This is a genomic window from Streptomyces cinereoruber (assembly GCF_009299385.1).
Lineage (GTDB): Bacteria > Actinomycetota > Actinomycetes > Streptomycetales > Streptomycetaceae > Streptomyces > Streptomyces bikiniensis.
This window is the reverse complement of sequence record NZ_CP023693.1, coordinates 4383192-4405638: the sequence shown is the minus strand read 5'-3', so window position 1 is coordinate 4405638 and position 22447 is coordinate 4383192. Positions and strand designations below refer to the sequence as shown.

Sequence of the window (22447 nt, the reverse complement as noted above, 5' to 3'; positions counted from 1 at the left end):
CGTTCACGGAATCGCTCACGGGGCCATTCTGCGGCAGCGGGCCAGTCTGCCCGGCACCGGAGGGCGCTAACCCTCTCCCGCCGGATCGGCGGAGTGTGCCGGATGTCACGCTTCCCCGCATCATCGGAACCGTACAGACTCTTCGGCTGGATGACTGTTGATTCCCGCCATCGACCAACCCCGTTGATCGATCATCGATAGAGGAGCCGCCTGATGTCCGACTTCGTACCCGGGCTTGAGGGAGTCGTCGCGTTCGAGACGGAGATCGCCGAACCCGACAAGGAGGGCGGCGCCCTCCGCTACCGCGGCGTCGACATCGAGGACCTCGTCGGCCACGTCTCGTTCGGCAACGTCTGGGGCCTGCTGGTCGACGGCGCCTTCAACCCCGGCCTGCCCGCCGCCGAGCCGTTCCCGATCCCCGTCCACTCCGGTGACATCCGCGTCGACGTACAGTCCGCGCTCGCCATGCTCGCGCCCGTCTGGGGCCTCAAACCGCTCCTGGACATCTCGCCCGAGCAGGCCCGCGACGACCTCGCCCGCGCCGCCGTCATGGCCCTCTCGTACGTCGCGCAGTCCGCGCGCGGCCAGGGCCTGCCGATGGTCCCGCAGAGCGAGATCGACAAGGCGCAGTCCATCGTCGAGCGGTTCATGATCCGCTGGCGCGGCGAGCCCGACCCGAAGCACGTCAAGGCCGTCGACGCGTACTGGACCTCGGCCGCCGAGCACGGCATGAACGCCTCCACGTTCACCGCCCGCGTCATCGCCTCCACCGGCGCCGACGTGGCCGCCGCGCTCTCCGGCGCCGTCGGCGCCATGTCCGGCCCGCTGCACGGCGGCGCGCCCTCCCGCGTCCTCGGCATGATCGAGGAGATCGAGCGGACCGGCGACGCCACCGCGTACGTGAAGCAGGCCCTGGACAAGGGCGAGCGGCTGATGGGCTTCGGCCACCGCGTCTACCGCGCCGAGGACCCCCGCGCGCGCGTGCTCCGCCGTACGGCCAAGGAGCTGGCCGCGCCGCGCTTCGAGGTCGCGGAGGCGCTGGAGAAGGCCGCCCTCGAGGAGCTGCACAACCGGCGCCCCGACCGCGTCCTGGCGACGAACGTGGAGTTCTGGGCGGCCATCGTCCTGGACTTCGCCGAGGTCCCGGCGCACATGTTCACGTCGATGTTCTCCTGCGCCCGCACGGCCGGCTGGTCGGCGCACATCCTGGAGCAGAAGCGCACCGGCCGCCTGGTCCGCCCCTCGGCCCGCTACACGGGCCCCGGCCGGCGGGACCCGCGCGAGATCGAGGGTTACGCCGACATCGCCGGCTGACCCTCGGGATGCAGCAGGAGCTCCGCGTGGTGGCGGGCCGCCACCGACGGGTGGGCGCGGAGCTTCCCCTTCAGGGCGTTGCGCCCGTACTCGGCGAACAGCGGGTTCGACGGGTCCGTGGTGATGCCCGGGGCCGTGGAGGCGTGCGGGAAGTCCAGCGGGGCGATCCGGGCGTCGAGCCGCGGGTTGTAGAAGAACGGGACGGAGAAACGTTCCGTCGCGCCGGGCGGGGAGACCACCCGGTGGTTGGTGGCGAGCAGGTAGCCGTTGGTGGCCACTTCGAGCAGCTCGCCCAGGTTGACGACGAACGCGCCCGGCAGCGGCGGCACGTCGTGGAAGTTCCCGTCCTCGCGCTGGACCTGGAGCCCGCCCACCTGGTCCTGGAGCAGCAGGGTCAGGAAGCCGTAGTCCTTGTGGGCGCCCACTCCCTGGTCGTCGCCCTCGCCGCTGCTGCCCGGGTAGCGGACCAGCTTGAGCTGCGGGTGGGCGTGCGGGCCGAAGATGTCGTCGTAGAAGTCCTCGGGCGCGCCGATGGAGGCGAGCAGCTCGTGCAGCAGGCGCGCGGCGACGCCGCTGAGGCGGTCGATCCAGTGCAGGGCGGCGGTGCGCAGCTCGGGGAGCGCCTCGGGCCACTGGTTGGGGCCTTCGAGCCACCAGTACGGGGCCTCCCAGGGCGCGGGGGCGTGCGCGGGGCGCTCGGCGCCGATGTCCAGCTGGTCGCGCCAGTCCCGGGCGCCCTGCGTCCGCTCGTCGCCGATGCGGGTGTAGCCGCGGAAGTGCGGCGAGTTGATGTTGTCGAGGGCGAGCCGGTCGGCCTCGGGCAGCGCGAAGAAGGCGCGCATCGCGGAGGTGAGGGCCCGCGTCTCGGCCTCGGTCACCCCGTGCCCGACGAGCTGGAAGAACCCCACGTCGTGGGCGGCCGAGTGGAGCTGGGCGTGGAGCAGCCTCCGGGCCTGCGGGCCGCGGTCGGCGGCGGAGAGGTCCACGATGGGGAGCTGCGAGGAGTACGAGCTGCTGGTCATGAGGTGTCCGCGGGGTCTACGGGTGCCCGGGACGGCCGCCGGGGGTGGGGCGGACGCCACGGGTGCCGATCTGCTGGGGCTCTGTGACGGGACCCGGAGGGGTGGGTGGAGTGGTACCCCGGAAGGTCTGGGAGGGCCGGGCGGGTCCGGAGGACCCGGGAGGCCGGGGGCCGGGGGTCCTGTGGGCGGGAGGCCCGGACCGGAGCGGCCGTGGGGGTCAGACGGAGCGTCGACAGCTCATGCTCGTGACGCGGACGAAGTCCACGTGGCGACGGCGTACGAGCGGAGGCATGCGGACAGGGTACTGCGAGGGGACCGGAAGGGGTGTGACGCGGGTCACGGGGCGGGGCGGTCTTCCCGATCGGGGGCGTGCCACCGCTCCGGCCCCGGAGCGCGCCGCTACTTCAGCGCCTCGTTCACCAGCCGTGCCCACTGGGACACCACGCGTTCGCGACGGGCGCGGTCGTCGGTGAGGAGGGTGGCGAGGCCGAGGCCGCGGGCCATGTCGAGGAGGCCCTGGACGGTCTCGCGGACGCCGGGGCGGGTCTCGTCGGCGCCCAGGACCTCGACGGCGATGCGGTGGGACTCGCGGCCGACGCGGGCCTCCAGTTCGGTGACGCGGGCGCGGAGCTGGTCCTCGCCGGTGGCGGCGACCCAGAGGTGGAGGGCGGCCCGGAAGAGGGGGCCGGTGTAGAGGTCCACGAGGGCGGCGACGGCCGCCTCGCGGTCGTCGGAGGGCAGCGCCCGCAGCGCCTGGGAGCGTTCCTCGGCGACGTACTCGACGGCGGCGGTGAAAAGGTCCTCGCGGGTGGGGAAGTGGTGCTGGGCGGCGCCCCGGGAGACGCCGGCCCGTTCCGCCACCACGGAGACCGTCGAGCCCGCCCAGCCGTGTTCGGCCAGGCAGGACACGGCGGCCTCCAGGAGCCGCTGCCGGGTGGCGCGGCTCCTGTCCTGCTTGGGTGCGGTCACAGCCGCCATGCGGGGTCCCGTCGTTCGAGGAAGGCCGTCATCCCTTCGCGCGCCTCGGCGGAGGCGAAGAGCGTGGCCGACCTCTGCACCAGGTCCTCCGCGTCGCGTTCGAAGGTCTCCAGGACTCTAGCGGTGACCAGCCGTTTCGATTCCCGCAGGCCCTGCGGCGACGCGGCGCGCAGGGCGTCGAGGATGCCGGGGAGGGCGTCGTCCCCGGCCGTCACCAGGCCCATGGCGATCGCCTCCGGCACCCCGAACCGCTCGCCCGTCAGGTAGTAGCGGGCCGCCGCGCGCGGTTCCAGCCTCGGCAGGAGGGTCAGGGAGATGACGGAGGGGGCGACCCCGATCCGTACCTCCGTGAGGGCGAAGTCCGCCCCCTCCCCCGCCACCACCACGTCGCACGCCCCGAGCAGCCCGAGGCCCCCCGCGCGCGCGTGCCCCGTGACCCGGCCGACGACCGGCTTCGGCAGCTCGACGATCCGCCGGAGCAGGGCCACGAAGTCGTACGGGCTCGGGGGCGCCTTCAGGTCGGCGCCCGCGCTGAAGGTGGTGCCGGCGTGGTCGAGGACCACGGCCCGTACGCCCGGGTCCTTGCCGCACGCGGCGAGCGCGTCGGCGAGCTCGCCGACGAGGGCGGCGGAGAGGGCGTTGCGGGTGGCGGGGGAGTTCAGCGTGAGGGTCGTGATGCCCCGTTCCTCGGACGTGGTGACGAGTGTGGTCATGCGCGCTGCCTCAGTTCCCTTCGGAGGATCTTCCCGGACGCTGCCCGGGGGACGGTGTCGACGAACTCCACGGCGCGGACCTTCTTGTACGGGGAGACGCGCGCGGCGACGTGCGCGACGACCTCCTCGGCGGTGAGGCCGGGCGCGGAGGGCTGGCGGACGACGAAGGCCTTGGGGATCTCGGTGCCGTCGGCGTCGGTGACGCCGATGACGGCGGCGTCGGCGACGCCCTCGTGGGTGAGGAGCAGCGCCTCCAGCTCGGCGGGGGCGACCTGGAAGCCCTTGTACTTGATGAGCTCCTTGACGCGGTCGACCACGAAGAGCCAGCCGTCGGCGTCGACGCGCCCGACGTCCCCGGTGTGGACCCACCCTTCGGCGTCGATCATGGCGGCGGTGGCGTCGGGGCGGCCGAGGTAGCCCTTCATGACCTGGGGCCCCCGGATGGCGATCTCGCCCTCCTCGCCGGGCGCGGCGTCCTTCGCGGGGTCGTCCAGGGAGAGGATCCGCATCTCGGTGGAGGGCAGGAGCCGGCCGACGGTGCCGGGCGGGGGCGTCTCGGCGTCGAGCGGGACGACGTGGGTGCCCGGGGACAGCTCGGTCATGCCGTACGCCTGCCGGACCGGCGGGAGCCCGAGCCGCTTCGAGCAGGCCTCGGCGAGGGCGGCGTCGAGCGGGGCGGCGGCGCTGACGATGTACTCCAGGGAGGACAGGTCGTAGTCGGCGACGGCCGGGTGCTTGGCGAGGGCGAGGACGATCGGCGGGGCGACGTACAGGCCGTTGATGCGGTGTTCCTGGACGGCCCGCAGGAAGGTGTCGAGCTCGAAGCGGGGCTGGACGACGACGGTGGCGCCCTGGCGGAGGGGCGCGTTCATGAGGGCGGTGAGGCCGTAGATGTGGAAGAAGGGCAGGACGGCGAGGATGCGGTCGCCCGGGCCCATGGGGATGAACGGCTCCAGTTGGGCCAGGTTCGTCGCGATCGAGGTGTGCGTGAGCATCACGCCCTTGGGTACCCCGGTCGTGCCGGACGAATACGGCAGGGCGGCGACGTCCTCGTCCGGGTCCACCTCGATCTCGGGGACGGGCCCGGTGGAGCCGAGGAAGGCCTGGAGCGAACGGACGGTCTCCCCCGCCGGCGGCTGGTCGCAGAGGAAGATCTCCTCGATCCCGCCCGCGAGTTCGGCCGCCGCGCGGGCGGCGGGGAGCAGGGGCGAGACGGTGACGATCCAGCGGGCGGAGGAGTCGCGGAGCTGCTTGGCGAACTCCTCGGGGGTGGCGAGCGGGTGGACGGTGGTGACGGCGGCGCCGGCGCGGGTGGCGGCGTAGAAGGCGATGGGGAAGAGCACGGTGTTGGGGCTGTGCAGGGCGAGCACGTCGCCCTTGCGGACACCGGCCTCGGCGAGCCCGGCGGCGACGAGCCGGTGGAAGGCGTCGACCTGGGCGTACGTGAGGGTGAGCGCGCCCTCCGCGCCGGAGCCGTCGACGAGGGCCGGGGTGTCGCCGTACTCGGCGGCGCGGCCGAGGACCGCGTCGTGGATGGGGAGCGAGACGGCCGGAACGTCCTCGTACGCGCTGTGGAACACCATGGATGACCCCCTGGAGAGGTGGAAGGTGAGCGCCAGGATCGCGGGTGGGGCGGCGACTTGGGGAGACCTTGTCAGTACCCCGTAGAACAATCAAGCACGCCTGCATGATTTTGGGGCGGTGCTCCGGGGTGGGTGGGCGGGCCGCCCCGGCCGCGACCCGGGCCCGTCCCCGTACGGCCAGGGCGAACGGACGCGTGGCGCTCCGGGCGGGCGCTCCGGTCCTCGCCCCTCTGATCGTCCGGGCGTCCGGGCGTCCGGACAGGCCCTAGACGCGGGTCGCCGGAGCGTTCCGGTCCAGGCGGGCACTCAGGGTGTCGGCGAAGTCCTCGGCACGGGACAGTTGGACGCGGAGCTTCTCGACCTGTTCGGCGGCGGCCTGCCGGTAGGTCCGTACGCGCTCCAGCAGCGCCTCGCGCTCGTCGGCGTCGAGGCGGCCGGTGGCGTTGGCGGCGTCTTCGGCGTCGTCGGCGTCGAGGCGGTCGGTGGCGTCCAGGAGGTCGCGCATCTGGTCCAGGGTGAAGCCGAGCGGCTTCATGCGGCGGATGACCATGAGGCGGGCGACGTCGGTCTCGGTGTAGAGGCGGAAGCCGCCCTGGGAGCGGGCGGAGGGGATGACCAGGCCGGTCTCCTCGTAGTGCCGGATGGTGCGCAGGGAGAGCTCCGTGCGCGCGGCGACCTCGCCGATCTGCATGTGCTTGCCGTCCACGCCCCTGTCCCTGACCCTTCCCGTCGTGGCGGGCCGCGTTCCGTACGACCCCGCCGATCTCTACTCTAACGTTAGGGTAGAGTTGCTGGTGAGGGCGGCCCGACCATCCCGCCGTTTCCGGGGCCGATGGCGCCCCCGGCGAAGATCCGATTCTTGCAGGAGAGCAGGAGAGAGCGTGCGCGAGTCCATGACGCCGGTCGCCGCCGCCTGCCCGCCGTGACCCTTCGCCCCTCGACGTGAAGCGCCGGCGTCCGTGTGCGCCGCCTCTCGTCCGTCCTCCACGACTTCCGGCCCCGTCCCGCGGGCCGTCCGCGGGGTGCCGTCCCGGCCCCCGCGCGTCCTTTCCGCGCCCCCCGCCCGCCGCAGGGGTGTGCCCGAGCACGACAGGTACGCGTCTCCTTGTCTTCTGCTGCTGTGTCCCCCGCCGCGCGGCTGCGCGGCCTCAAGCCCGACTGGCTGAACGATCCGAAGGTCTGGCGCACCGAGGTCCTCGCGGGCCTGGTCGTCGCCCTCGCGCTGATCCCCGAGGCGATCTCGTTCTCGATCATCGCCGGGGTCGACCCCGCGATCGGGCTGTTCGCCTCCTTCACCATGGCCGTCGTCATCTCCGTCGTCGGCGGTCGGCGCGCGATGATCTCGGCGGCGACCGGCGCCGTCGCCCTCGTCATCGCGCCCCTGAACCGCGAGCACGGCCTGAGCTACCTGATCGCCGCCGTCATCCTGGCCGGCGTCTTCCAGGTGGTCCTGGGCGCGGTCGGCGTGGCGAAGCTGATGCGGTTCATCCCACGCTCGGTGATGGTCGGCTTCGTCAACGCGCTCGCCGTCCTGATCTTCATGGCCCAGGTCCCCGAGATGCGCGACGTCCCCTGGGCCGTCTACCCGCTGATCATCGGCGGCCTGGCGCTGATGGTGTTCTTCCCGAAGATCACCACCGTGATCCCCGCACCGCTGGTCTCCATCGTCATCCTGACCGTCATCACCGTGGCGGCCGGGATCGCCGTGCCCACCGTGGGCGACAAGGGCGAACTGCCGTCCTCCCTGCCCGTGCCGGGCCTGCCGGACGTGCCGTTCACCCTCGACACCCTGACGACGATCGCCCCGTACGCCTTCGCGATGGCGCTGGTCGGCCTCATGGAGTCGCTGATGACCGCCAAGCTCGTGGACGAGATCACCGACACGCACTCGAACAAGACCCGCGAGTCGATCGGCCAGGGCGTCGCCAACATCGTCACCGGCTTCTTCGGCGGCATGGGCGGCTGCGCCATGATCGGCCAGACGATGATCAACGTGAAGGTCTCCGGCGCCCGCACCCGCGTCTCCACCTTCCTCGCCGGCGCGTTCCTGATGGTGCTGTGCATCGTCTTCGGGCCGGTCGTCTCCGACATCCCCATGGCCGCCCTGGTCGCGGTGATGGTCATGGTGTCGTTCGCGACCTTCGACTGGCACTCCGTCGCCCCGAAGACCCTCGGGCGGATGCCCCTCGGCGAGACCGCCGTCATGCTCGTCACGGTCGCCGTGGTCGTCGCCACCCACAACCTCGCCATCGGCGTCGTCGTCGGCTCGATCACCGCCATGGTCATCTTCGCCAAGCGCGTCGCCCGCTTCGCCGAGGTCGCCCGGCTCGTCTCCCCGGACGGCACGAGCGTCCTGTACACCGTGACCGGCGAACTGTTCTTCGCCTCCTCCAACGACCTCGTCGGACAGTTCGACTACGCCGCCGACCCCGACAAGGTCGTCATCGACCTGTCCGCCGCCCACGTCTGGGACGCCTCCTCCGTCGCCGCCCTCGACGCCGTCGAGACCAAGTACGGGCAGCGCGGCAAGAGCGTCGAGATCATCGGCCTCAACGATCCCAGCGCCGACCTCCACGGCAAGCTCACCGGCGAACTCGCCGGCGGCCACTGACACGGTCGCGAGCGGGACCCATGCCCGTACGCGTCCCGTGCCCGTACGCCGCCGAGCCGGAGGACACGCCGTCCCCGGTGCGCTCCGGCTCCTGGGCGGCGGGGCGGTGGGCTCCCTAGGCTGCCGCCGTGACGACCTCCCGGCCCGAACGGCCCCTGATACGCGTCCTGTACGACGAGTCCCGGCGGGACCTGCGGGACCCGGGCCACCCCCGTCCCGTACGGGTCTACCTGTGGGAGCCGGACCGTCCGGAGTCCGACCCCGCGCCGTTGGTCGTCGTGTCGCACGGGACCGGGGGCTCCGGCGGTGACATGGAGTGGCTGGCGGGGCCCCTGCGCGGGGCGGGGTTCCGGGTCGTCGCCCTCGACCACCACGGCAACAACCACGTCGACGGGTACGAGCCCGAGGGCTTCCTGCACGTGTGGGAGCGGCCCCGGGACGTGACCTTCGTCCTCGACGCGCTCGACCGCGAGCGGCCCCTCGGCCCGGTGGGCGCGGCGGGCTTCTCCCTCGGCGGCTACACGGCGGCGGCCCTCGTCGGGGCCCGGGTCGTCCCGGAGGTCCTGTGGGCGGTCCTGACGGGCGAGGTCCCGCTGCCGGAGACCCCCGAGTTCCCCGGCCTCCTGGAGGCGCTGCGCGCGAAGCACCCGGTGGACGAGACCTCGCGGCGGGCGCTGGACGCCGCCGGGGCGGACCTCTCCGACCCCCGCGTGCGGGCGGTCTTCCAGGTGGCCCCCGGGGTCGGCGGGCTCGTCTCCCCGGAGAGCCTGGCGGCCGTGCGGGTGCCCGTGGACATCCGCTGGGGCGGGGCGGACACCATCGCCCCGTACGGGACCGACACCCGGCCGTACCTGGAGAACATCCCCACCGCGAGCGGCCGTTCGGCCGGTCCCGACGTCCGCCACGACGACTTCTTCGCCGCGGAGCCCGCCGACCCGGACGTCCGCTTCCGGGTCGGCGGTGAGGCCGCCGCGTTCTTCCGGCGGCACCTCGTCTGAACGGGCCGTACCGGCGTCAGTTCTCGCAGCCCACGCCGTCGCCGTCGCGGTCGAGGTGGCGGGCGTAGCCGGGGTCGCCGCGGCGGATGGGGGCGGCTCCGGCCGCGCGGACGGCCGTGCAGTTGCGGTAGTAGACGTTCTCTTCGACGGCCTCCTGCGTGGGCTCCGGTTCCGGGGCCACCGTCGGCGGCTGGGTGGTGGGCCGGGGCTTCGGGGCCGGGGGCGGGGTCGGCTTCGGGGTCGGCTTGTGGAGGACCGTGTTCGGCGACGCCGGGCACGGGACGCCCGGCTCCGTCAGGTACACCACCGGCACCGCGGACGTGACCGGCGCGCCGGCGTCCGGGCGCTGGAAGCAGACCAGCCACGTGCCGTACTCGGCGGGGAGGTCCACGTCCTTGTAGGCGGCGTAGGCCCGGCCCAGGTTGGCGGTGACGATCGGCTCGGCGGAGGCGTAGGCGCCGCCGACGAGCGAGGGCATCACCGGGACCTCCTCCGTCTCCGACGGGGTGGGGGTCGGAGTCGGGGTCGGCGTCGGGGTGGGGCTCGGGGACGCGGTGGCCGTCGGCCGGTCCGCCTTCGTGTCCTCCTCCGGCGGGTCCTGGAGGAGGAGGGACAACAGGAACCACAGGCCCGAGAGCACGGTCGCCACGATCTTCTGCGACTTCTTCCAGAGGCTCGTCCAGGCCAGGGCTATGCCGGCCGGCGGGAAGATCACCAGCAGGGTGATGATCAGGGCGGGGTGCTGCCACCAGCGCCGGAGGGGCGGGGGCGCGGGGGCGTACGGGTGCGAATGCGGCGGCGGGTACACGTGCGTCTCCCCCGGTGAATGTGCACCGGTTGTGCACGAAGTGACGAGATCGTACACACGATGTTCACGAACGGGCACCCTCCGTACGGAAATCGAGACGCTGCGTGGAGCCGGGCGTTCCGCGGGTCTCGTACCGGACGGGAAGACGGCGCGGGACTGCCGGGAGCGGGCAGTGCGCGCGGTCGGGCGGGGCGGAAGGGTGGGGGCATGAGAACGAGCTCCAAGGTGCACGCCGTCCTCGCGGGTGGGACGAGTGCGCTGATGCTCCTGGTGGCCGGGCTGACCCTGCTGCCGGGGAGCCTCCCGCTGCCCTCCCCGAGGTTCCTGGCGCTCCTGAGCGGCGTCACCCTCTTTCCGCTCATGGGCTGGGCCTTCTTCCGGGGCCTCTTCGGCGGTTTCGACCGGGACCTCCATCGGCTCGCCTTCCGCTGCCTGCCCGGCCGGCCGCGACTCGCGCTCGTTGCCCTGATCGGCGCCGGTGTCGTGCTGTGCGCGGTGGACGCCGCCACCTCGGACAGCCGGCAGGACGCCGAGGTCCGCGACGGCCGGTACGTCGTCTTCGAGACGTCCGGCCGTCGCGGCACCGTCGAGGTCGACCGGCGGGAGTACGAGGCGGTGCGGGAGGGCGATCAGCGCGGCATGACGGTGATCCCGGGCACGGCACTCGCCGCTGTGGCCCTGTTCGTCCTCGTCACCGGCGAGGTCCGCCGGGCGGACGACGAGGCCGTCGAGGCCGCCAAGGCCGTCAGTACGACTTCGGCAGCCCCAGCGTCTGGTGGGACACGTAGTTGAGGATCATCTCCCGGCTGACGGGGGCGATCCGGGCCACGCGGGCCGCCGTGATCAGGCGGGCGAGCCCGAACTCCTTGGTGAGGCCGTTGCCGCCGAGGGTGTGGACGGCCTGGTCGACGGCCTTCACGCAGGCCTCGGCGGCGGCGTACTTGGCCATGTTGGCGGCCTCGCCCGCGCCGAAGTCGTCACCCGCGTCGTAGAGCTGCGCCGCCTTCGCCATCATCAGGCGGGCCAGCTCCAGTTCGATGTGCGCCTGGGCCAGCGGGTGGGCGACGGCCTGGTGGGCGCCGATCGGGGCCTTCCAGACCTGGCGCTCCTTCGCGTACGTCACGGCCTGCGCGAGCGCGTACCGGCCCATGCCGATCGCGAACGCGGCCGTCATGATCCGCTCCGGGTTGAGCCCCGCGAAGAGCTGGAGGAGTCCCGCGTCCTCGTCGCCCACGAGCGCGTCCTCGGGCAGGTGCACGTCGTCGAGGGTCAGCTCGAACTGCTTCTCGTCCGCGTCGAGTTCCATCTCGATGTGGCGGCGCCCGAAGCCGGGGGCGTCGCGCGGCACGATGAAGAGGCAGGGCTTGAGCCTGCCCGTCCGCGCGTCCGACGTGCGGCCCACGATCAGGGTCGCGTCCGCGATGTCCACGCCCGAGACGAAGACCTTCCGGCCGTTGAGGACCCAGCCCTCCTCGGTGCGGGTCGCCGTGGTCGTGATCCGGTGCGAGTTCGACCCGGCGTCGGGCTCGGTGATCCCGAACGCCATCGTCTTCGTGCCGTCCGCGAGCCCCGGAAGCCAGGCCCGCTTCTGCTCCTCCGTGCCGAACCGGGCGATGACCGTGCCGCAGATCGCGGGCGACACCACCATCATCAGGAGCGGCGCGCCGGCCGCGCCCGCCTCCTCCAGGACGATCGACAGCTCGGCCATGCCGCCGCCCCCGCCGCCGTACTCCTCGGGCAGGTTCACGCCCAGGTAGCCGAGCTTCCCGGCCTCGGCCCACAGCTCGGCCCGGTCGAAGCCGGGGCCGTGGCGCCGGCCGAGCGCGGAGACGGCCGCGCGGAGGGCGGTGAGTTCTTCGGTCTCGATCATGGTGCTCATGCGGACGGGTCCTCCTGTGCATCGGGCGGTACGACGGGCCGTTCTCAGGACTGCGCTTCGGGCCGTTCTTCGGTCCGTACGACGGCGAGCAGGGCACCGACCTCGACCTGGCGGCCGGGGGCGGCGTGGAGCGCGGTGAGCGTGCCGGAGGCGGGAGCGGTGACGCGGTGCTCCATCTTCATGGCCTCCAGCCAGAGGAGCGGCTGCCCGGCGGTGACCGCGTCGCCGACGGCGAGGCCGTCCGCGACCCGGACGACGGTGCCGGGCATGGGGGCGAGCAGGGAGCCGGGCGCGGTCTGCTCGCGCGGGTCGGTGAAGCGGGGGCGGGCGGTGAGGCGGTGGCCTCCCACGTGGACCGTTCTGTCCTCGTAGGCGGTCACGTCGAAGTGGCGTACGACTCCGGCCGTTTCGAGGCTCACCCGGTCCGGGGCCGCCGCCACGACCCGTACCCCTTCCGGCGCGGTGACCTCGTAGCCGCCGTCCCGCGTCGGCCGGTAGCGGACCTCGTGATCGCCGCCCGTCCCTCCGTACGTCCGCGTCTCGTCCTGCGAGCGGAGGTTGCGCCAGCCGCCGCCGAAGCGGCCCCGGCGGGCGGAGGCGGCGGCGAGCGCAGCGGCGACGGCCGCCGGTTCCGCGCCCTCCGGGGCGGTGGTGAGCGCGGGCAGGTTCCGGTCGTAGAAGCCGGTGTCGAGGCGGTCCGCCGTCGCGTACTCGGGGTGGCGGAGGGACGCGACGAGCAGGTCCCGATTGGTGACCGGGCCGTGGATGCGGGTCCGTTCCAGGGCGCGGGCGAGCTTGCGGACGGCCCCGTCGCGGGTGGGGGCGTGGACGGTCAGCTTGGCGATCATCGGGTCGTAGTGGACGCCGATCGCGTCCCCGGAGGCGTACCCGGTGTCGAGCCGGACCCCTCCCGGTACGTCGAAGAGGCGCAGGGCGCCCGTCTGCGGGGCCCAGCCCCGGGCCGGGTCCTCCGCGTACAGCCGGGCCTCGATCGCGTGGCCGCGCGGGGCCGGGGTCTCCGGCGGCAGCTTCGCGCCCTCGGCGACGGCGAGCTGGAGGGCGACGAGGTCCACCCCGTACACCTCCTCCGTCACCGGGTGCTCGACCTGGAGGCGGGTGTTCATCTCCAGGAAGTGCGCGCGGCCGTCCGCGACGAGGAACTCGACCGTGCCCGCGCCGACGTAGCCGACGGCCTTGGCGGCGCGCACGGCCGTGTCGAGGAGGGAGGCCTCCAGGGCGGCGGGCAGGCCGGGGGCCGGAGCCTCCTCGATCACCTTCTGGTGGCGGCGCTGGAGGGAGCAGTCGCGGGTGCCGAGCGCCCAGACCGTGCCGTGGGCGTCGCAGAGCAGCTGCACCTCGACGTGGCGCCCGTCCTCCACGTACGGCTCGACGAAGACCTCGCCGTCCCCGAACGCGCTCGCCGCCTCCGCCGACGCCGACTCCAACTCCCCCGCCAGATCGGCCAGTTCTCGTACGATCCGCATGCCGCGGCCACCGCCGCCCGCCGCCGCCTTCACCAGGACGGGCAGGTCGGACTCCGCGACCCGGGCCGGGTCCAGGGGCTCGATGCCGAGGAGTTCCTTGGCGCGGGTCTTCGACGCCATGGCCTCGATGGCGGCCGGGGGCGGGCCGATCCAGACGAGCCCGGCGTCGATCACCGTACGGGCGAAGTCGGCGTTCTCGGAGAGGAAGCCGTAGCCGGGGTGGACGGCGTCCGCGCCCGCCGCGAGGGCCGCCTTCACGATCAGGTCGCCGCGCAGGTACGTCTCCGAGGGCGCGGCCCCCGGCAGCCGTACCGCCGCGTCGGCCTCCCGTACGTGCAGGGCGCCGGCGTCCGCGTCGGAGTACACGGCGACGGTGGAGACGCCCAGGTCGCGGCAGGTGCGGAAGACGCGACAGGCGATCTCGCCCCGGTTCGCGACCAACAGCCTGGAGATCATGACTCGCCTCACATTCGGAAGACGCCGAAGCCGCCGCGCGCGCCCTCGACCGGTGCCGTGTGGATCGCGGAGAGGCACAGCCCGAGGACCGTGCGGGTGTCGCGGGGGTCGATGACCCCGTCGTCGTAGAGCCGTCCGGAGAGGAACATCGGCAGCGACTCGGACTCGATCTGCGCCTCGACCAGGGCCCGCAGACCGGCGTCGGCCTCGTCGTCGTACGGCTGCCCCTTCGCCGCCGCCGACGCCCGCGCCACGATCGACAGGACGCCCGCGAGCTGCTGCGGGCCCATGACGGCGGACTTGGCGCTGGGCCAGGCGAAGAGGAACCGGGGGTCGTAGGCCCGGCCGCACATGCCGTAGTGCCCGGCGCCGTAGCTCGCGCCCATGAGCACCGACAGGTGCGGGACCTTCGAGTTCGAGACGGCGTTGATCATCATCGCGCCGTGCTTGATGATGCCGCTCTGCTCGTACTCCTTGCCGACCATGTAGCCGGTGGTGTTGTGCAGGAAGACGAGCGGAACGTCCCGCTGGTTGGCGAGCTGGATGAACTGCGCGGCCTTCTGCGACTCGGGGCCGAAGAGGACGCCCTGCGCGTTGGCGAGGACGCCGACCGGGTAGCCGTGCAGGGACGCCCAGCCGGTGACCAGGCTCGGCCCGTACAGCGGCTTGAACTCGTCGAAGTCGGAGCCGTCCACGATCCGGGCGATCACCTCGCGCGGGTCGAACGGGGTCTTGAGGTCGCCGGGGACGATCCCGAGGAGTTCGTCCTCGTCGTATTTCGGCGGCTCCGCGAACGTCGGATCGGGGTGCGCCTTGCGGTGGTTGAGGCGGGCGACGATCCGGCGGGCCTGACGGAGCGCGTCGGCCTCGTCCACGGCGTAGTGGTCGGCGAGGCCGGAGGTCCGGGCGTGCATCTCGGCGCCGCCCAGGGACTCGTCGTCGCTCTCCTCCCCCGTCGCCATCTTCACCAGCGGCGGACCGCCGAGGAACACCTTCGACCGCTCCTTGATCATCACGGCGTGGTCGGACATGCCGGGGACGTACGCGCCGCCGGCCGTCGAGTTGCCGAAGACGACCGCGATCGTCGGGATGCCGGCGGCGGAGAGCCGGGTGAGGTCGCGGAAGAGCGCCCCGCCCGGGATGAAGATCTCCTTCTGGGAGGGCAGGTCGGCGCCGCCGGACTCCACGAGGGAGACGACGGGGAGGCGGTTGGCGTACGCGATCTCGTTGGCGCGCAGGGCCTTCTTCAGGGTCCAGGGGTTGGAGGCGCCGCCGCGCACGGTGGGGTCGTTGGCGGTGATCAGGCACTCGACGCCCTCGATCACCCCGATGCCGGTGATCAGGGAGGCCCCTACGGTGTAGTCGCTGCCCCAGGCGGCGAGCGGCGACAGTTCCAGGAAGGGGCTGTCGGGGTCGATCAGGAGCTCGATCCGCTCCCGGGCGAGCATCTTGCCGCGCTTCCGGTGCCGGGCCGTGTACTTCTCGCCGCCGCCCGCGAGGGCCTTGGCGTGCTCGGCGTCGAGGGCGGCGAGCTTGTCGAGCATGGCGGCGCGGGCGTCGGCGTAGTCGGGTCCGCCGGTGTCGAGGGCGGAGGCGAGGACGGTCACGGGGATTCCTCTCGGGAGGCCTTCGATACGGCGGTCACAGCAGTTCCTCCGGTACGTCCACGTCGCGCGAGCGCAGCCACTCGCCGAGGGCCTTGGCCTGGGGGTCGAAGCGGGCCTGGGAGGCGACGCCCTCGCCGAGGATCCCGGCGACGGTGAAGTTGAGGGCCCGCAGGTTCGGCAGCACGTGCCGGACGACGGGCAGGTCGGCCGTCTCGGGCAGCAGCGCGCGGAACCGCTCGACGGTGAGCGCGTGGACCAGCCACCGCCACTCCCCGTCCGTGCGGACCCACACGCCCACGTTGGCGTCGCCGCCCTTGTCGCCGCTGCGGGCCCCGGCGATCCGGCCGAGGGGGGCGCGGCGGACGGGCCCGTCGGCGGGCGGCTCCGGAAGCTCCGGCTCGGGTACGGGTTCGAGGGCGCGGGTGCGGGGCGGTACGGGAATCCCCTGACGGGTCCCGTCGGGGAGGACGGCCGTGTGCGGGACCTCGGCGGCGTCCACGTACACCGTCTCGAAGACCCCGTAGGGGGAACCCTTGGCGGGCGGGGCGGTGACGTGGAAGCCGGGGTAGCTGGCGAGGGCCAGTTCGATGGCGGCGCCCGTAAGGGTCCGGCCGACGGCGTCGGGGCCGGGGTCGCGGACGACGAGCCGCAGCAGGGCGCTCGCGGTCTCCTCGGTGCCGGCGTCGGGCCGGTCGGTACGGACGAGGTCCCACCGCACCTCCGCCGGACGGGACCCGCCCCGTACGAAGGCGTCCTCGATCTGGTCCCGTACGAGCGCGGCCTTGGCCTCGACGTCGAGGCCGGTGAGGACGAAGACGACCTCGTTGCGGAAGCCGCCGAGGCGGCTGAGCCCGGCCTTGAGGGTGGGCGGCGGGGCCTCGCCCCGTACGCCCTCGATCCTGACCCGGTCGGGGGCCTCCCGCGTGAGCCGCACGGTGTCGAGGCGCGCGGTCACGTCGGGTCCGGCGTAGCGGGCGCCCGCCGTCTCGTAGAGGAGCTGGGCCGTGACCGTGCCGACGTCGACCAGGCCGCCGGTGCCGGGGTGCTTGGTGATCACGCAGGAGCCGTCGTCGTGGAGTTCGGCGACGGGGAAGCCGGGGCGGCGCAGGAGGGCCGGGTCGTGGTCGCGGAAGAAGGCGTAGTTGCCGCCGGTGGCCTGGGTGCCGCACTCCAGGACGTGCCCGGCGACGACCGCGCCCGCGAGCCGGTCGTACTCCTCCGGGCCCCAGCCGAAGTACCACTGCGCGGGCCCGGTGACGAGGGCGGCGTCGGTGACGCGGCCGGTGACGACGACGTCGGCACCGGCGGCGAGGCAGGCGGCGATGCCGGCGCCGCCGAGGTAGGCGTTGGCGGCGAGGACGCCGTCCCGGGCGGGCAGCCGGTCGCCCTCGACGTGCGCGACCCGTACGGGCAGGCCGAGCTTGTCGGCGAGGGCGCGCAGGGCGTCGGCGAGGGCGGCGGGGTTGAGGCCGCCGGCGTTGGTGACGATCCGGGTCCCGCGCTCGTGGGCGAGGCCCAGACCCTCCTCCATCTGGCGCAGGAAGGTCTTGGCGTAGCCGGTGGCCGGGTCCTTGAGCAGGTCGCGGCCGAGGATGAGCATGGTCAGTTCGGCGAGGTAGTCGCCGGTGAGGACGTCGAGGTCTCCCCCGGGGCCGCCGCCGGTGAGCATCTCGCGGACGGCGTCGAAGCGGTCGCCGTAGAAGCCGGAGGCGTTGCCGATGCGGAGGACCATCAGGGCTCCTCGGAGGTGGCGAGGGCCTGACGTCCGGCTCCCGCCGGACCGGCGAAGGCCTGGGCGATGGTGAGCCAGTGCGCGGCGTCGGGGCCGTGGGCGGTGAGGGCGGTGTCGTCGCGGTGGACGCGCTGGGTGACGAGGAGGCAGAAGTCGAGGGCGGGCCCGGTGACCTTCTGGACGGCGCCCTCGGGCCCGTACGTCCACAACTCCCCTCCGGGTGATACGAGTTCCACCCGGAAGGGTTCGGCGGGGGGCTGCTCGCCCCGGACGAGGTAGGCGTAGTCGCGGGCGCGGTGACCGATCCAGGCGACGTGCCGGAGGCGAGCGGTCGGCGCGCGGACGACCCCGAGGGCGTCGGCGACGTCCTGGCCGTGGGCCCAGGTCTCCATCAGCCGGGCGGTGGCCAGCGCGGGGGCGCTCATCGGCGGCCCGTACCAGGGGAAGCGGGCGCCGGGCGGGGCGGCGCGCAGGGCCTCCTGGAGCCGCGCGCGGTCGGTGCGCCAGCGGTCGAGCAGGACGGCGGGCGGGAGCGCGGCCCCCTCCTCGGCGCCCTCGTCCACGAACCGGTCGGGGGCGGCGAGGGCCTTCTCCGTCTCGGCGGCGAAGGCGTCGGCGTCGGTGGCGGCGAGGAGGGCGGCCCGGTCGGTCCAGGCGAGGTGGGCGATCTGGTGGGTGATCGTCCAGCCGGGCGCGGGGGTGGACGTCTTCCACTCCTCCTCCCTCAACTCGCTCACGAGACGGTCGAGTTCGTCACTCTCGTCGCGCAGGTCGTCAAGGAGGACGACGGGGTCGGACACGGTGCGCTCCCCTCGGGGACGGGCGGTCGCGGGCACGGGCACGGTCGCGGATGCGACGCGGGCACGGTCACGGGCACGGGCCTTCGCGGAGGAGCATGGCAGCGGAGAGAGAAACAAGCAAGCGTGCTTGCTTTAGTTTCGAAAAGAGCTCGGAGCGAGCTCCGGGCCCGGACTCAGGTCCGGGTCCGCCGCATCAGCGAGGCGAGCGCGGTGGCGCCGACGACGAGAAGGAGCGAGCCCAGGGGGAGGATCGCGCCGGGCCGGTCGTCGATCGCGTCGATGCCGTTCCCGACGGCGACGACCCACCCGGCGGTCCCCACCAGCACCACCGGACCGACCTTCCGCTCCCCCGTGATCCGCATGCCGATCCACAGGACCAGCGGCATGAGCAGGAAGGTGTTGACGAGCGCCGAGGTGAACGCCTGCTGGGAGGAGTACCCGGGCCCGGCCCCGAGCGCTGCGGAGGCCTGGGCGGCGAGCGACAGGTAGAGGGTGTCGGACAGGACCAGATGGGACGCCGCGACGCCGACCGACGAGACGATCAGCGCCTTGAGCAGGCGCGGGGCGGCGGGGGCGGGTGCGGATGCGGGTGCTGCCATGCTCCCCAACTATACGCGCCGTGTATACACAGGGTTCATAGACCCTGGCCGAACAGGTTCGCAGCACAGGGGCGACCGATGAGTTCGGGCAGCGCGAGGAGTCTGATGGAGAACACCCGATCTCTGGAGACCGCCTCATGCCCGAACCACGCGTCACGGAAACCCGGAAAGCCCTGGAACAGGCGATCCACGTCGAGCGGTCGGCGCTCGCCCAGGACCTCGCCGCACTCGACGAGGCCCAGTGGGCGAAGGCGTCACTGTGCGAACGCTGGACCGTGGAGGAGGTCGTGGCCCATCTGACGGCAGGAGCCAGTACGGGGATGGGGCGCTGGCTGCTGAGCATGCTGGCAGCGCGGTTCGACCCCGATCTGCACAACGACCGACGGCTCGCACAGCACCGCGGCACCACGCCCGAAGAGACTCTGCGGCGATTCCGCGAAGTCGTCGCCGGGCGCACCGGGCCGACAGGACACACTGCGGCCTGGCTGGGCGAAATAGTCGTCCACGGCGAGGACATCCGCCGCCCCCTGGGGCTCGTGCGGACGCCCCCGGTGACCACGACGACCGCCGTGGCCCGGTTCTTCGCCGGCCGCGATTTCACCGTCGCGGGCAAGACCGCCCTCACGGGCCTGCGGGCCGAGGCCACGGACGGACCGTTCACCACCGGCTCGGGCGCTCCCCTCCGAGGGCCGACCCTCTCGCTGGTGATGGCGATGGCAGGCCGCGCGGTGGCCTGCGAGGACCTTGAGGGGGAGGGTGTGGCGATCCTGCGCGCCAGACTGCGCTCGGGCTGAGGAGGTCCCGGGCGGCGAAGCCGAGGGCGCACTCGACCACGCCCGCGCCCACGCCGCCCCGGGTCCGGCAGGGGCTCCGGTCCTCACCTCTGGACCCACCACGTTCCCGCCACCCCGGACGCGGTGGTGAACAGGGCGACGAGCCACCCGGGGACGCGCTGAACGGTCAAGTGCAGACCGCCGACGCGGAGTTCGAACGCGGGGCGGGTGTCTGCCTTCGAATTCATGCCTCCAGTGAAGCACTCCGCCACCCCCACCCGTCATGCGCTGTATGTGTACAAAACCGCGACTGCGCATGTGACGTTCTGGATAGGCTCGCCCCGCGAATCGGAGCTGTCGGCACCTGGATACAGACCGACCAGCACGCCACCTGGCCAGTACGCTTCCCGACCAGCACGCGCCCTCCCCTACATGCCCCACCCCCCATCCATGCCCCGCCCCACCCACCTCCCGGCCGGGCGCACCCCCATCCCCTCCCGAGGAGAGTCATGAAAACCGGTCACCGCGTTTCCCTGATCGGCGCCATGGTGCTCACGGCCGGGCAGATCCTCCTGCTGGCGATGCTCTGCTTCGTCGTCGTCTTTCTGGTCGCCGGCGGACTCGGCCCCGACGAGCCGGAGGAGACGGGACCGGCCCCCAGGACCCCGACCATGATCGTCTCGTTCACCTGCGGGGCCCTGGTCATCGCGGCGAACGCCTGGACGGGCCACGGACTCAGGAGGGCGATCGGCGGGACCCTGCCCCTGCGCACCGCGCTCGGACGCGCCACGGCCGTCCAGGCGGTGACGCTCGCGGGCTGCCTGGCGGTGGGCCTGACGCCCGCGGCCCTGACCGCCGTCCCGATCCTCGCCCTGCTCCTGGGCTGCAACTTCACCACGCGCGAGCGGTACGGGAGGAGGGCCGCGGCCTGAGGCCCGGCGACCCGGACGGCGGTGCCGACACGTCGGGTGGGCACGTCGGGTGGGCGCGAAAAGCGGCGCGCGGCCCGCACCTCCGCCAGGTGTACGGGCCGCGCGTCCTGCGTTCACCGGGCCCGCGGTACGGGGGGAACCACGGGCCCGGCGTTCTGGAGCGGTCCCACGCGCTCCCCCTCCGTGTGCCCGGGAAGTCCGGCGGCATGCGCGCCGCCCACGAAGTTTTCCGACCGGCCCCTACACCGGGGCGAAGCGCCGCGGTCGCGGGACGAGTTCGCCCCCGCAGTTGGGGCAGATGCTGCCCAGGGCGTCGGCGCACGGCACGCAGAAGCTGCACTCGTACGAACAGATCCGCGCGAGCCCGTCGAGCGGCAGGACAGCCACCCGACACCGTTCGCACCGGTCACGCATCTCCAGGGCCATGCGCCCGCTCCCCTCCTCGTACGGCTGTGTCCCCCATGCTCCTCACCCGCCCCGCCCGTCTCAACAGTCCGGTGGCCGGATTTCGACGGAATCGGGCCGCCCGTCGCGGCCGGCAGGGCGGCGGATAGCGTGCGGGCATGACGACGACGGGGAAGCGGCGGGTCCTGTACCGGCAGGGCACCGGGTTCTGGCGGATGACGGCGAAGTGGGCCCTGGTCTTCGGGGCCCTGTACCTGCTCGACGGCGGGCTGATCCGGTCGTGGGGCGACGCCCTGGTCTGGCCGATGATCGGGATCCTGCTGTGGGTGCCGTTCGGGATCGGCGGCGCCTGGTACCCGAGGAAGGACCACCTGGTCACCCTGACGACGCACGAGCTGCGCGTACGGCGCAAGCGGCTGCCGATGGACCGGGTGAACCTGCTGCACGTGGCGAGGCTGTGGCTGGAGGGCCGGTCGACGGCGGACGACCGGCCGGTGGCGGAGTGGACGCGGTCCGACCGGGTGGTGTGGGTGCCGCTGCACGACGGCCGCGCGTACGGCGTGGAGTTCCGCGACCCGGCCGCGTTCGCCAGGATCTTCGGCGACTTCGCGGTCGCCGCGTGCGGCGGCCCGGAAGCCGTCCGCGCGAGGGCCGCGACGACCACCTACCCGGACCCCCGCCCGATGCGAGCCCGCTCGTCCGACAACGGCTCCTGGGCGGACCTGCTGGACCTCTTCGACTGAACGCCGGGGACCGGCACCGAGCCGCGGAACGAACGTCCGCGGCCGGTGTCCGCACCGTCATCTTCCGATGTCGTCTCCGCCCCGGATCACTTGGCGACGAGCGGCGACCGCTCCCGCATGTAGCTGATCACGATTTCCCCGACCGCTTTGGTGACCCCTCCCGCGATCAGTGCCTTGATGCCCCAGCCGACGACGGGAAACCACACCAGCGCGGCTTCCGACGTGCCGCGCCCGGCCACGGCCCCGCCTATGGCCGCGGTGACTCCCTCGATGCTGAACGACTGCACCCGGTAGACCTTGGCGACGTCGTTCACCATCTTCATGTCCGCCATGCCGAGCACGAGCGTGCTGCCCGGCACCCAGCTCACGGCGGTGGCCGCCGCGCACCAGCCGTGCACGATGTTCCGGGCCTTCCGGTCCGCTTCCTCGATCGTCTTCACTGCCATGAGACTCCAGTCCTTTTCAAGGCCCCGTAGCCGTGCGGGCAGCACCCAGCCCGGTAGGGCCCACGGCATGCGATGAGTGGAGAGAGGGTGAAGCTCCTGGCCTCAGAAGAGGTCGTCGTCGAAGTCTTCGAAGTCGTCCATGGTGTCGACGTCGTCGGACGGGTCGTAGGCGGTGGAGTTGGACGTGTCGGAGTCGTCGTGGTCGGCCGTCGGGAAATCGTTGCCCGTCGAGGTGGCCGCGTCCTCGGACGGGCCGGGCTGTGCCTCACTTGCCTCTATGCGGTCGTAGAACCTTTCCGCGTCCGCGGCCATCTTGTCGGCGTAGGCCTGGTATTGCTCCGGTGTCATGCTGCCTGGATCGACTGACATGACCACCCCCCATTTCCCAGTGGCCCCCCTCCGGGGCTCCGCTCGCCCCGGGGGGGGAGGTATCAGCACATGGTGTCTGCCACTGGCACGTGCCGCTCAAACCCCTTTTCATCAAGCCACGTTGGGACACCTGCCGACATGCGAAGCAACTTGGGTGGGGCACGACAGCGGGGTGCCCGGGCGCGGGCGGTCAGC

Annotated in this window: 23 protein-coding genes; 7 read left to right on the top strand and 16 right to left on the bottom strand. The window is 73.0% G+C overall.

The genetic code is table 11. The annotated features are described in order from the left end of the window. Window positions 1-213 precede the first annotated feature (213 nt). On the top strand, window positions 214-1314 hold the full coding sequence (locus CP977_RS19880; protein ID WP_062753027.1) for a citrate synthase 2: 1101 nt from the start codon (window positions 214-216) through the stop codon (window positions 1312-1314). On the opposite strand, the gene CP977_RS19875 is transcribed toward CP977_RS19880, so the two are convergent. The 5 genes from CP977_RS19875 to CP977_RS19855 form a co-directional block, all read right to left on the bottom strand. Next, complete coding sequence (locus CP977_RS19875; RefSeq protein WP_152370586.1) at window positions 1293-2336, bottom strand: isopenicillin N synthase family dioxygenase; 1044 nt, start codon at window positions 2334-2336, stop codon at window positions 1293-1295. The two genes, CP977_RS19880 and CP977_RS19875, sit on opposite strands and share 22 nt — an antisense overlap. A 399-nt stretch (window positions 2337-2735) precedes the next feature. Beyond that, entirely contained in the window at window positions 2736-3314 is a 579-nt protein-coding gene (locus tag CP977_RS19870) for a TetR/AcrR family transcriptional regulator (RefSeq protein WP_062753031.1), read from the bottom strand. Continuing rightward, a complete protein-coding gene (locus CP977_RS19865) occupies window positions 3302-4027 on the bottom strand; it encodes an enoyl-CoA hydratase family protein (protein WP_062753033.1) in 726 nt (241 codons plus the stop codon). The genes CP977_RS19870 and CP977_RS19865 overlap by 13 nt, the downstream gene beginning before the upstream one ends. Continuing rightward, complete coding sequence (locus CP977_RS19860; protein ID WP_062753035.1) at window positions 4024-5610, bottom strand: AMP-binding protein; 1587 nt, start codon at window positions 5608-5610, stop codon at window positions 4024-4026. Before CP977_RS19860 ends, CP977_RS19865 begins: the two co-directional genes overlap by 4 nt. 265 nt (window positions 5611-5875) lie before the next feature. Next, window positions 5876-6316, bottom strand: coding sequence for a MerR family transcriptional regulator (locus CP977_RS19855; protein WP_183953217.1), 441 nt, complete (start codon window positions 6314-6316; stop codon window positions 5876-5878). A 414-nt stretch (window positions 6317-6730) separates the two neighbouring features. Between CP977_RS19855 and CP977_RS19850 the strand changes: the two genes are divergently transcribed. Together CP977_RS19850 and CP977_RS19845 are read left to right on the top strand one after the other, a co-directional pair. Then, a complete protein-coding gene (locus tag CP977_RS19850; RefSeq protein WP_062753037.1) occupies window positions 6731-8221 on the top strand; it encodes a SulP family inorganic anion transporter in 1491 nt (496 codons plus the stop codon). 128 nt (window positions 8222-8349) lie between these two features. Further along, window positions 8350-9219: an alpha/beta hydrolase family protein gene (locus CP977_RS19845; protein WP_229991410.1), complete on the top strand. Its 870-nt coding sequence runs from the start codon at window positions 8350-8352 to the stop codon at window positions 9217-9219. Window positions 9220-9235: 16 nt separating this feature from the next. Here CP977_RS19845 and CP977_RS35535 read toward each other — a convergent pair whose 3' ends face one another. Beyond that, entirely contained in the window at window positions 9236-10027 is a 792-nt protein-coding gene (locus tag CP977_RS35535; protein ID WP_372460623.1) for an excalibur calcium-binding domain-containing protein, read from the bottom strand. A 207-nt stretch (window positions 10028-10234) separates the two neighbouring features. Here CP977_RS35535 and CP977_RS19830 point away from each other — a divergent pair, with 207 nt between their 5' ends. Next, window positions 10235-10819, top strand: coding sequence for a hypothetical protein (locus CP977_RS19830; protein WP_152370585.1), 585 nt, complete (start codon window positions 10235-10237; stop codon window positions 10817-10819). Here the strand turns inward: CP977_RS19830 and CP977_RS19825 are convergent. The 6 genes from CP977_RS19825 to CP977_RS19800 form a co-directional block, all read right to left on the bottom strand. Beyond that, window positions 10773-11906, bottom strand: a complete 1134-nt coding sequence (locus tag CP977_RS19825) for an acyl-CoA dehydrogenase family protein (protein ID WP_062753043.1) — start codon at window positions 11904-11906, stop codon at window positions 10773-10775. The genes CP977_RS19830 and CP977_RS19825 overlap by 47 nt on opposite strands. A 44-nt stretch (window positions 11907-11950) precedes the next feature. Then, entirely contained in the window at window positions 11951-13846 is a 1896-nt protein-coding gene (locus CP977_RS19820; RefSeq protein ID WP_152370584.1) for an acetyl/propionyl/methylcrotonyl-CoA carboxylase subunit alpha, read from the bottom strand. A gap of 8 nt (window positions 13847-13854) precedes the next feature. Continuing rightward, entirely contained in the window at window positions 13855-15453 is a 1599-nt protein-coding gene (locus CP977_RS19815) for an acyl-CoA carboxylase subunit beta (RefSeq protein ID WP_109185103.1), read from the bottom strand. 34 nt (window positions 15454-15487) lie between these two features. Next, window positions 15488-17185, bottom strand: coding sequence for an acyclic terpene utilization AtuA family protein (locus tag CP977_RS19810; protein ID WP_152370583.1), 1698 nt, complete (start codon window positions 17183-17185; stop codon window positions 15488-15490). Next, entirely contained in the window at window positions 17185-17985 is an 801-nt protein-coding gene (locus tag CP977_RS19805; RefSeq protein ID WP_152370582.1) for a TIGR03084 family metal-binding protein, read from the bottom strand. Before CP977_RS19805 ends, CP977_RS19810 begins: the two co-directional genes overlap by 1 nt. Window positions 17986-18158: 173 nt before the next feature. Then, entirely contained in the window at window positions 18159-18584 is a 426-nt protein-coding gene (locus tag CP977_RS19800) for a hypothetical protein (protein WP_152370581.1), read from the bottom strand. 137 nt (window positions 18585-18721) lie between these two features. Between CP977_RS19800 and CP977_RS19795 the strand changes: the two genes are divergently transcribed. Continuing rightward, window positions 18722-19378, top strand: coding sequence for a maleylpyruvate isomerase family mycothiol-dependent enzyme (locus CP977_RS19795; protein WP_152370580.1), 657 nt, complete (start codon window positions 18722-18724; stop codon window positions 19376-19378). Window positions 19379-19461: 83 nt separating this feature from the next. Here the strand turns inward: CP977_RS19795 and CP977_RS34160 are convergent, their stop codons facing one another. Further along, on the bottom strand, window positions 19462-19605 hold the full coding sequence (locus tag CP977_RS34160; protein ID WP_159057765.1) for a hypothetical protein: 144 nt from the start codon (window positions 19603-19605) through the stop codon (window positions 19462-19464). Window positions 19606-19866: 261 nt separating this feature from the next. Between CP977_RS34160 and CP977_RS19790 the strand changes: the two genes are divergently transcribed. Beyond that, a complete protein-coding gene (locus tag CP977_RS19790) occupies window positions 19867-20289 on the top strand; it encodes a hypothetical protein (protein WP_062753056.1) in 423 nt (140 codons plus the stop codon). Between the two features lie 240 nt (window positions 20290-20529). Here the strand turns inward: CP977_RS19790 and CP977_RS19785 are convergent, their stop codons facing one another. Beyond that, complete coding sequence (locus CP977_RS19785; RefSeq protein ID WP_062753058.1) at window positions 20530-20715, bottom strand: DUF1272 domain-containing protein; 186 nt, start codon at window positions 20713-20715, stop codon at window positions 20530-20532. 137 nt (window positions 20716-20852) lie between these two features. Here CP977_RS19785 and CP977_RS19780 point away from each other — a divergent pair, with 137 nt between their 5' ends. Beyond that, the gene (locus tag CP977_RS19780) at window positions 20853-21437 is read left to right on the top strand and encodes a hypothetical protein (RefSeq protein WP_062753060.1); all 585 of its coding nucleotides are present in this window, start codon (window positions 20853-20855) and stop codon (window positions 21435-21437) included. A gap of 86 nt (window positions 21438-21523) precedes the next feature. Here the strand turns inward: CP977_RS19780 and CP977_RS19775 are convergent, their stop codons facing one another. Both CP977_RS19775 and CP977_RS19770 read right to left on the bottom strand, forming a co-directional pair. After that, window positions 21524-21883 (bottom strand): hypothetical protein, encoded by a 360-nt coding sequence (locus CP977_RS19775; RefSeq protein ID WP_152370579.1) that lies wholly within the window; start codon window positions 21881-21883, stop codon window positions 21524-21526. A gap of 102 nt (window positions 21884-21985) precedes the next feature. Continuing rightward, complete coding sequence (locus CP977_RS19770; RefSeq protein ID WP_152370578.1) at window positions 21986-22231, bottom strand: hypothetical protein; 246 nt, start codon at window positions 22229-22231, stop codon at window positions 21986-21988. Window positions 22232-22447: the final 216 nt, after the last annotated feature.

Coding starts and splice junctions, on each gene's coding strand:
- CP977_RS19790 (WP_062753056.1), top strand. CDS start 19,867: ATGAAAACCGGTCACCGCGTTTCCCTGATCGGCGCCATGGTGCTCACG.
- CP977_RS19785 (WP_062753058.1), bottom strand. CDS start 20,715: ATGGCCCTGGAGATGCGTGACCGGTGCGAACGGTGTCGGGTGGCTGTC.
- CP977_RS19870 (WP_062753031.1), bottom strand. CDS start 3,314: ATGGCGGCTGTGACCGCACCCAAGCAGGACAGGAGCCGCGCCACCCGG.
- CP977_RS19795 (WP_152370580.1), top strand. CDS start 18,722: ATGCCCGAACCACGCGTCACGGAAACCCGGAAAGCCCTGGAACAGGCG.
- CP977_RS19820 (WP_152370584.1), bottom strand. CDS start 13,846: ATGATCTCCAGGCTGTTGGTCGCGAACCGGGGCGAGATCGCCTGTCGC.
- CP977_RS19865 (WP_062753033.1), bottom strand. CDS start 4,027: ATGACCACACTCGTCACCACGTCCGAGGAACGGGGCATCACGACCCTC.
- CP977_RS19810 (WP_152370583.1), bottom strand. CDS start 17,185: ATGGTCCTCCGCATCGGCAACGCCTCCGGCTTCTACGGCGACCGCTTC.
- CP977_RS19800 (WP_152370581.1), bottom strand. CDS start 18,584: ATGGCAGCACCCGCATCCGCACCCGCCCCCGCCGCCCCGCGCCTGCTC.
- CP977_RS19880 (WP_062753027.1), top strand. CDS start 214: ATGTCCGACTTCGTACCCGGGCTTGAGGGAGTCGTCGCGTTCGAGACG.
- CP977_RS19775 (WP_152370579.1), bottom strand. CDS start 21,883: ATGGCAGTGAAGACGATCGAGGAAGCGGACCGGAAGGCCCGGAACATC.
- CP977_RS34160 (WP_159057765.1), bottom strand. CDS start 19,605: ATGAATTCGAAGGCAGACACCCGCCCCGCGTTCGAACTCCGCGTCGGC.
- CP977_RS19830 (WP_152370585.1), top strand. CDS start 10,235: ATGAGAACGAGCTCCAAGGTGCACGCCGTCCTCGCGGGTGGGACGAGT.
- CP977_RS19780 (WP_062753060.1), top strand. CDS start 20,853: ATGACGACGACGGGGAAGCGGCGGGTCCTGTACCGGCAGGGCACCGGG.
- CP977_RS19825 (WP_062753043.1), bottom strand. CDS start 11,906: ATGAGCACCATGATCGAGACCGAAGAACTCACCGCCCTCCGCGCGGCC.
- CP977_RS19860 (WP_062753035.1), bottom strand. CDS start 5,610: ATGGTGTTCCACAGCGCGTACGAGGACGTTCCGGCCGTCTCGCTCCCC.
- CP977_RS19875 (WP_152370586.1), bottom strand. CDS start 2,336: ATGACCAGCAGCTCGTACTCCTCGCAGCTCCCCATCGTGGACCTCTCC.
- CP977_RS19770 (WP_152370578.1), bottom strand. CDS start 22,231: ATGACACCGGAGCAATACCAGGCCTACGCCGACAAGATGGCCGCGGAC.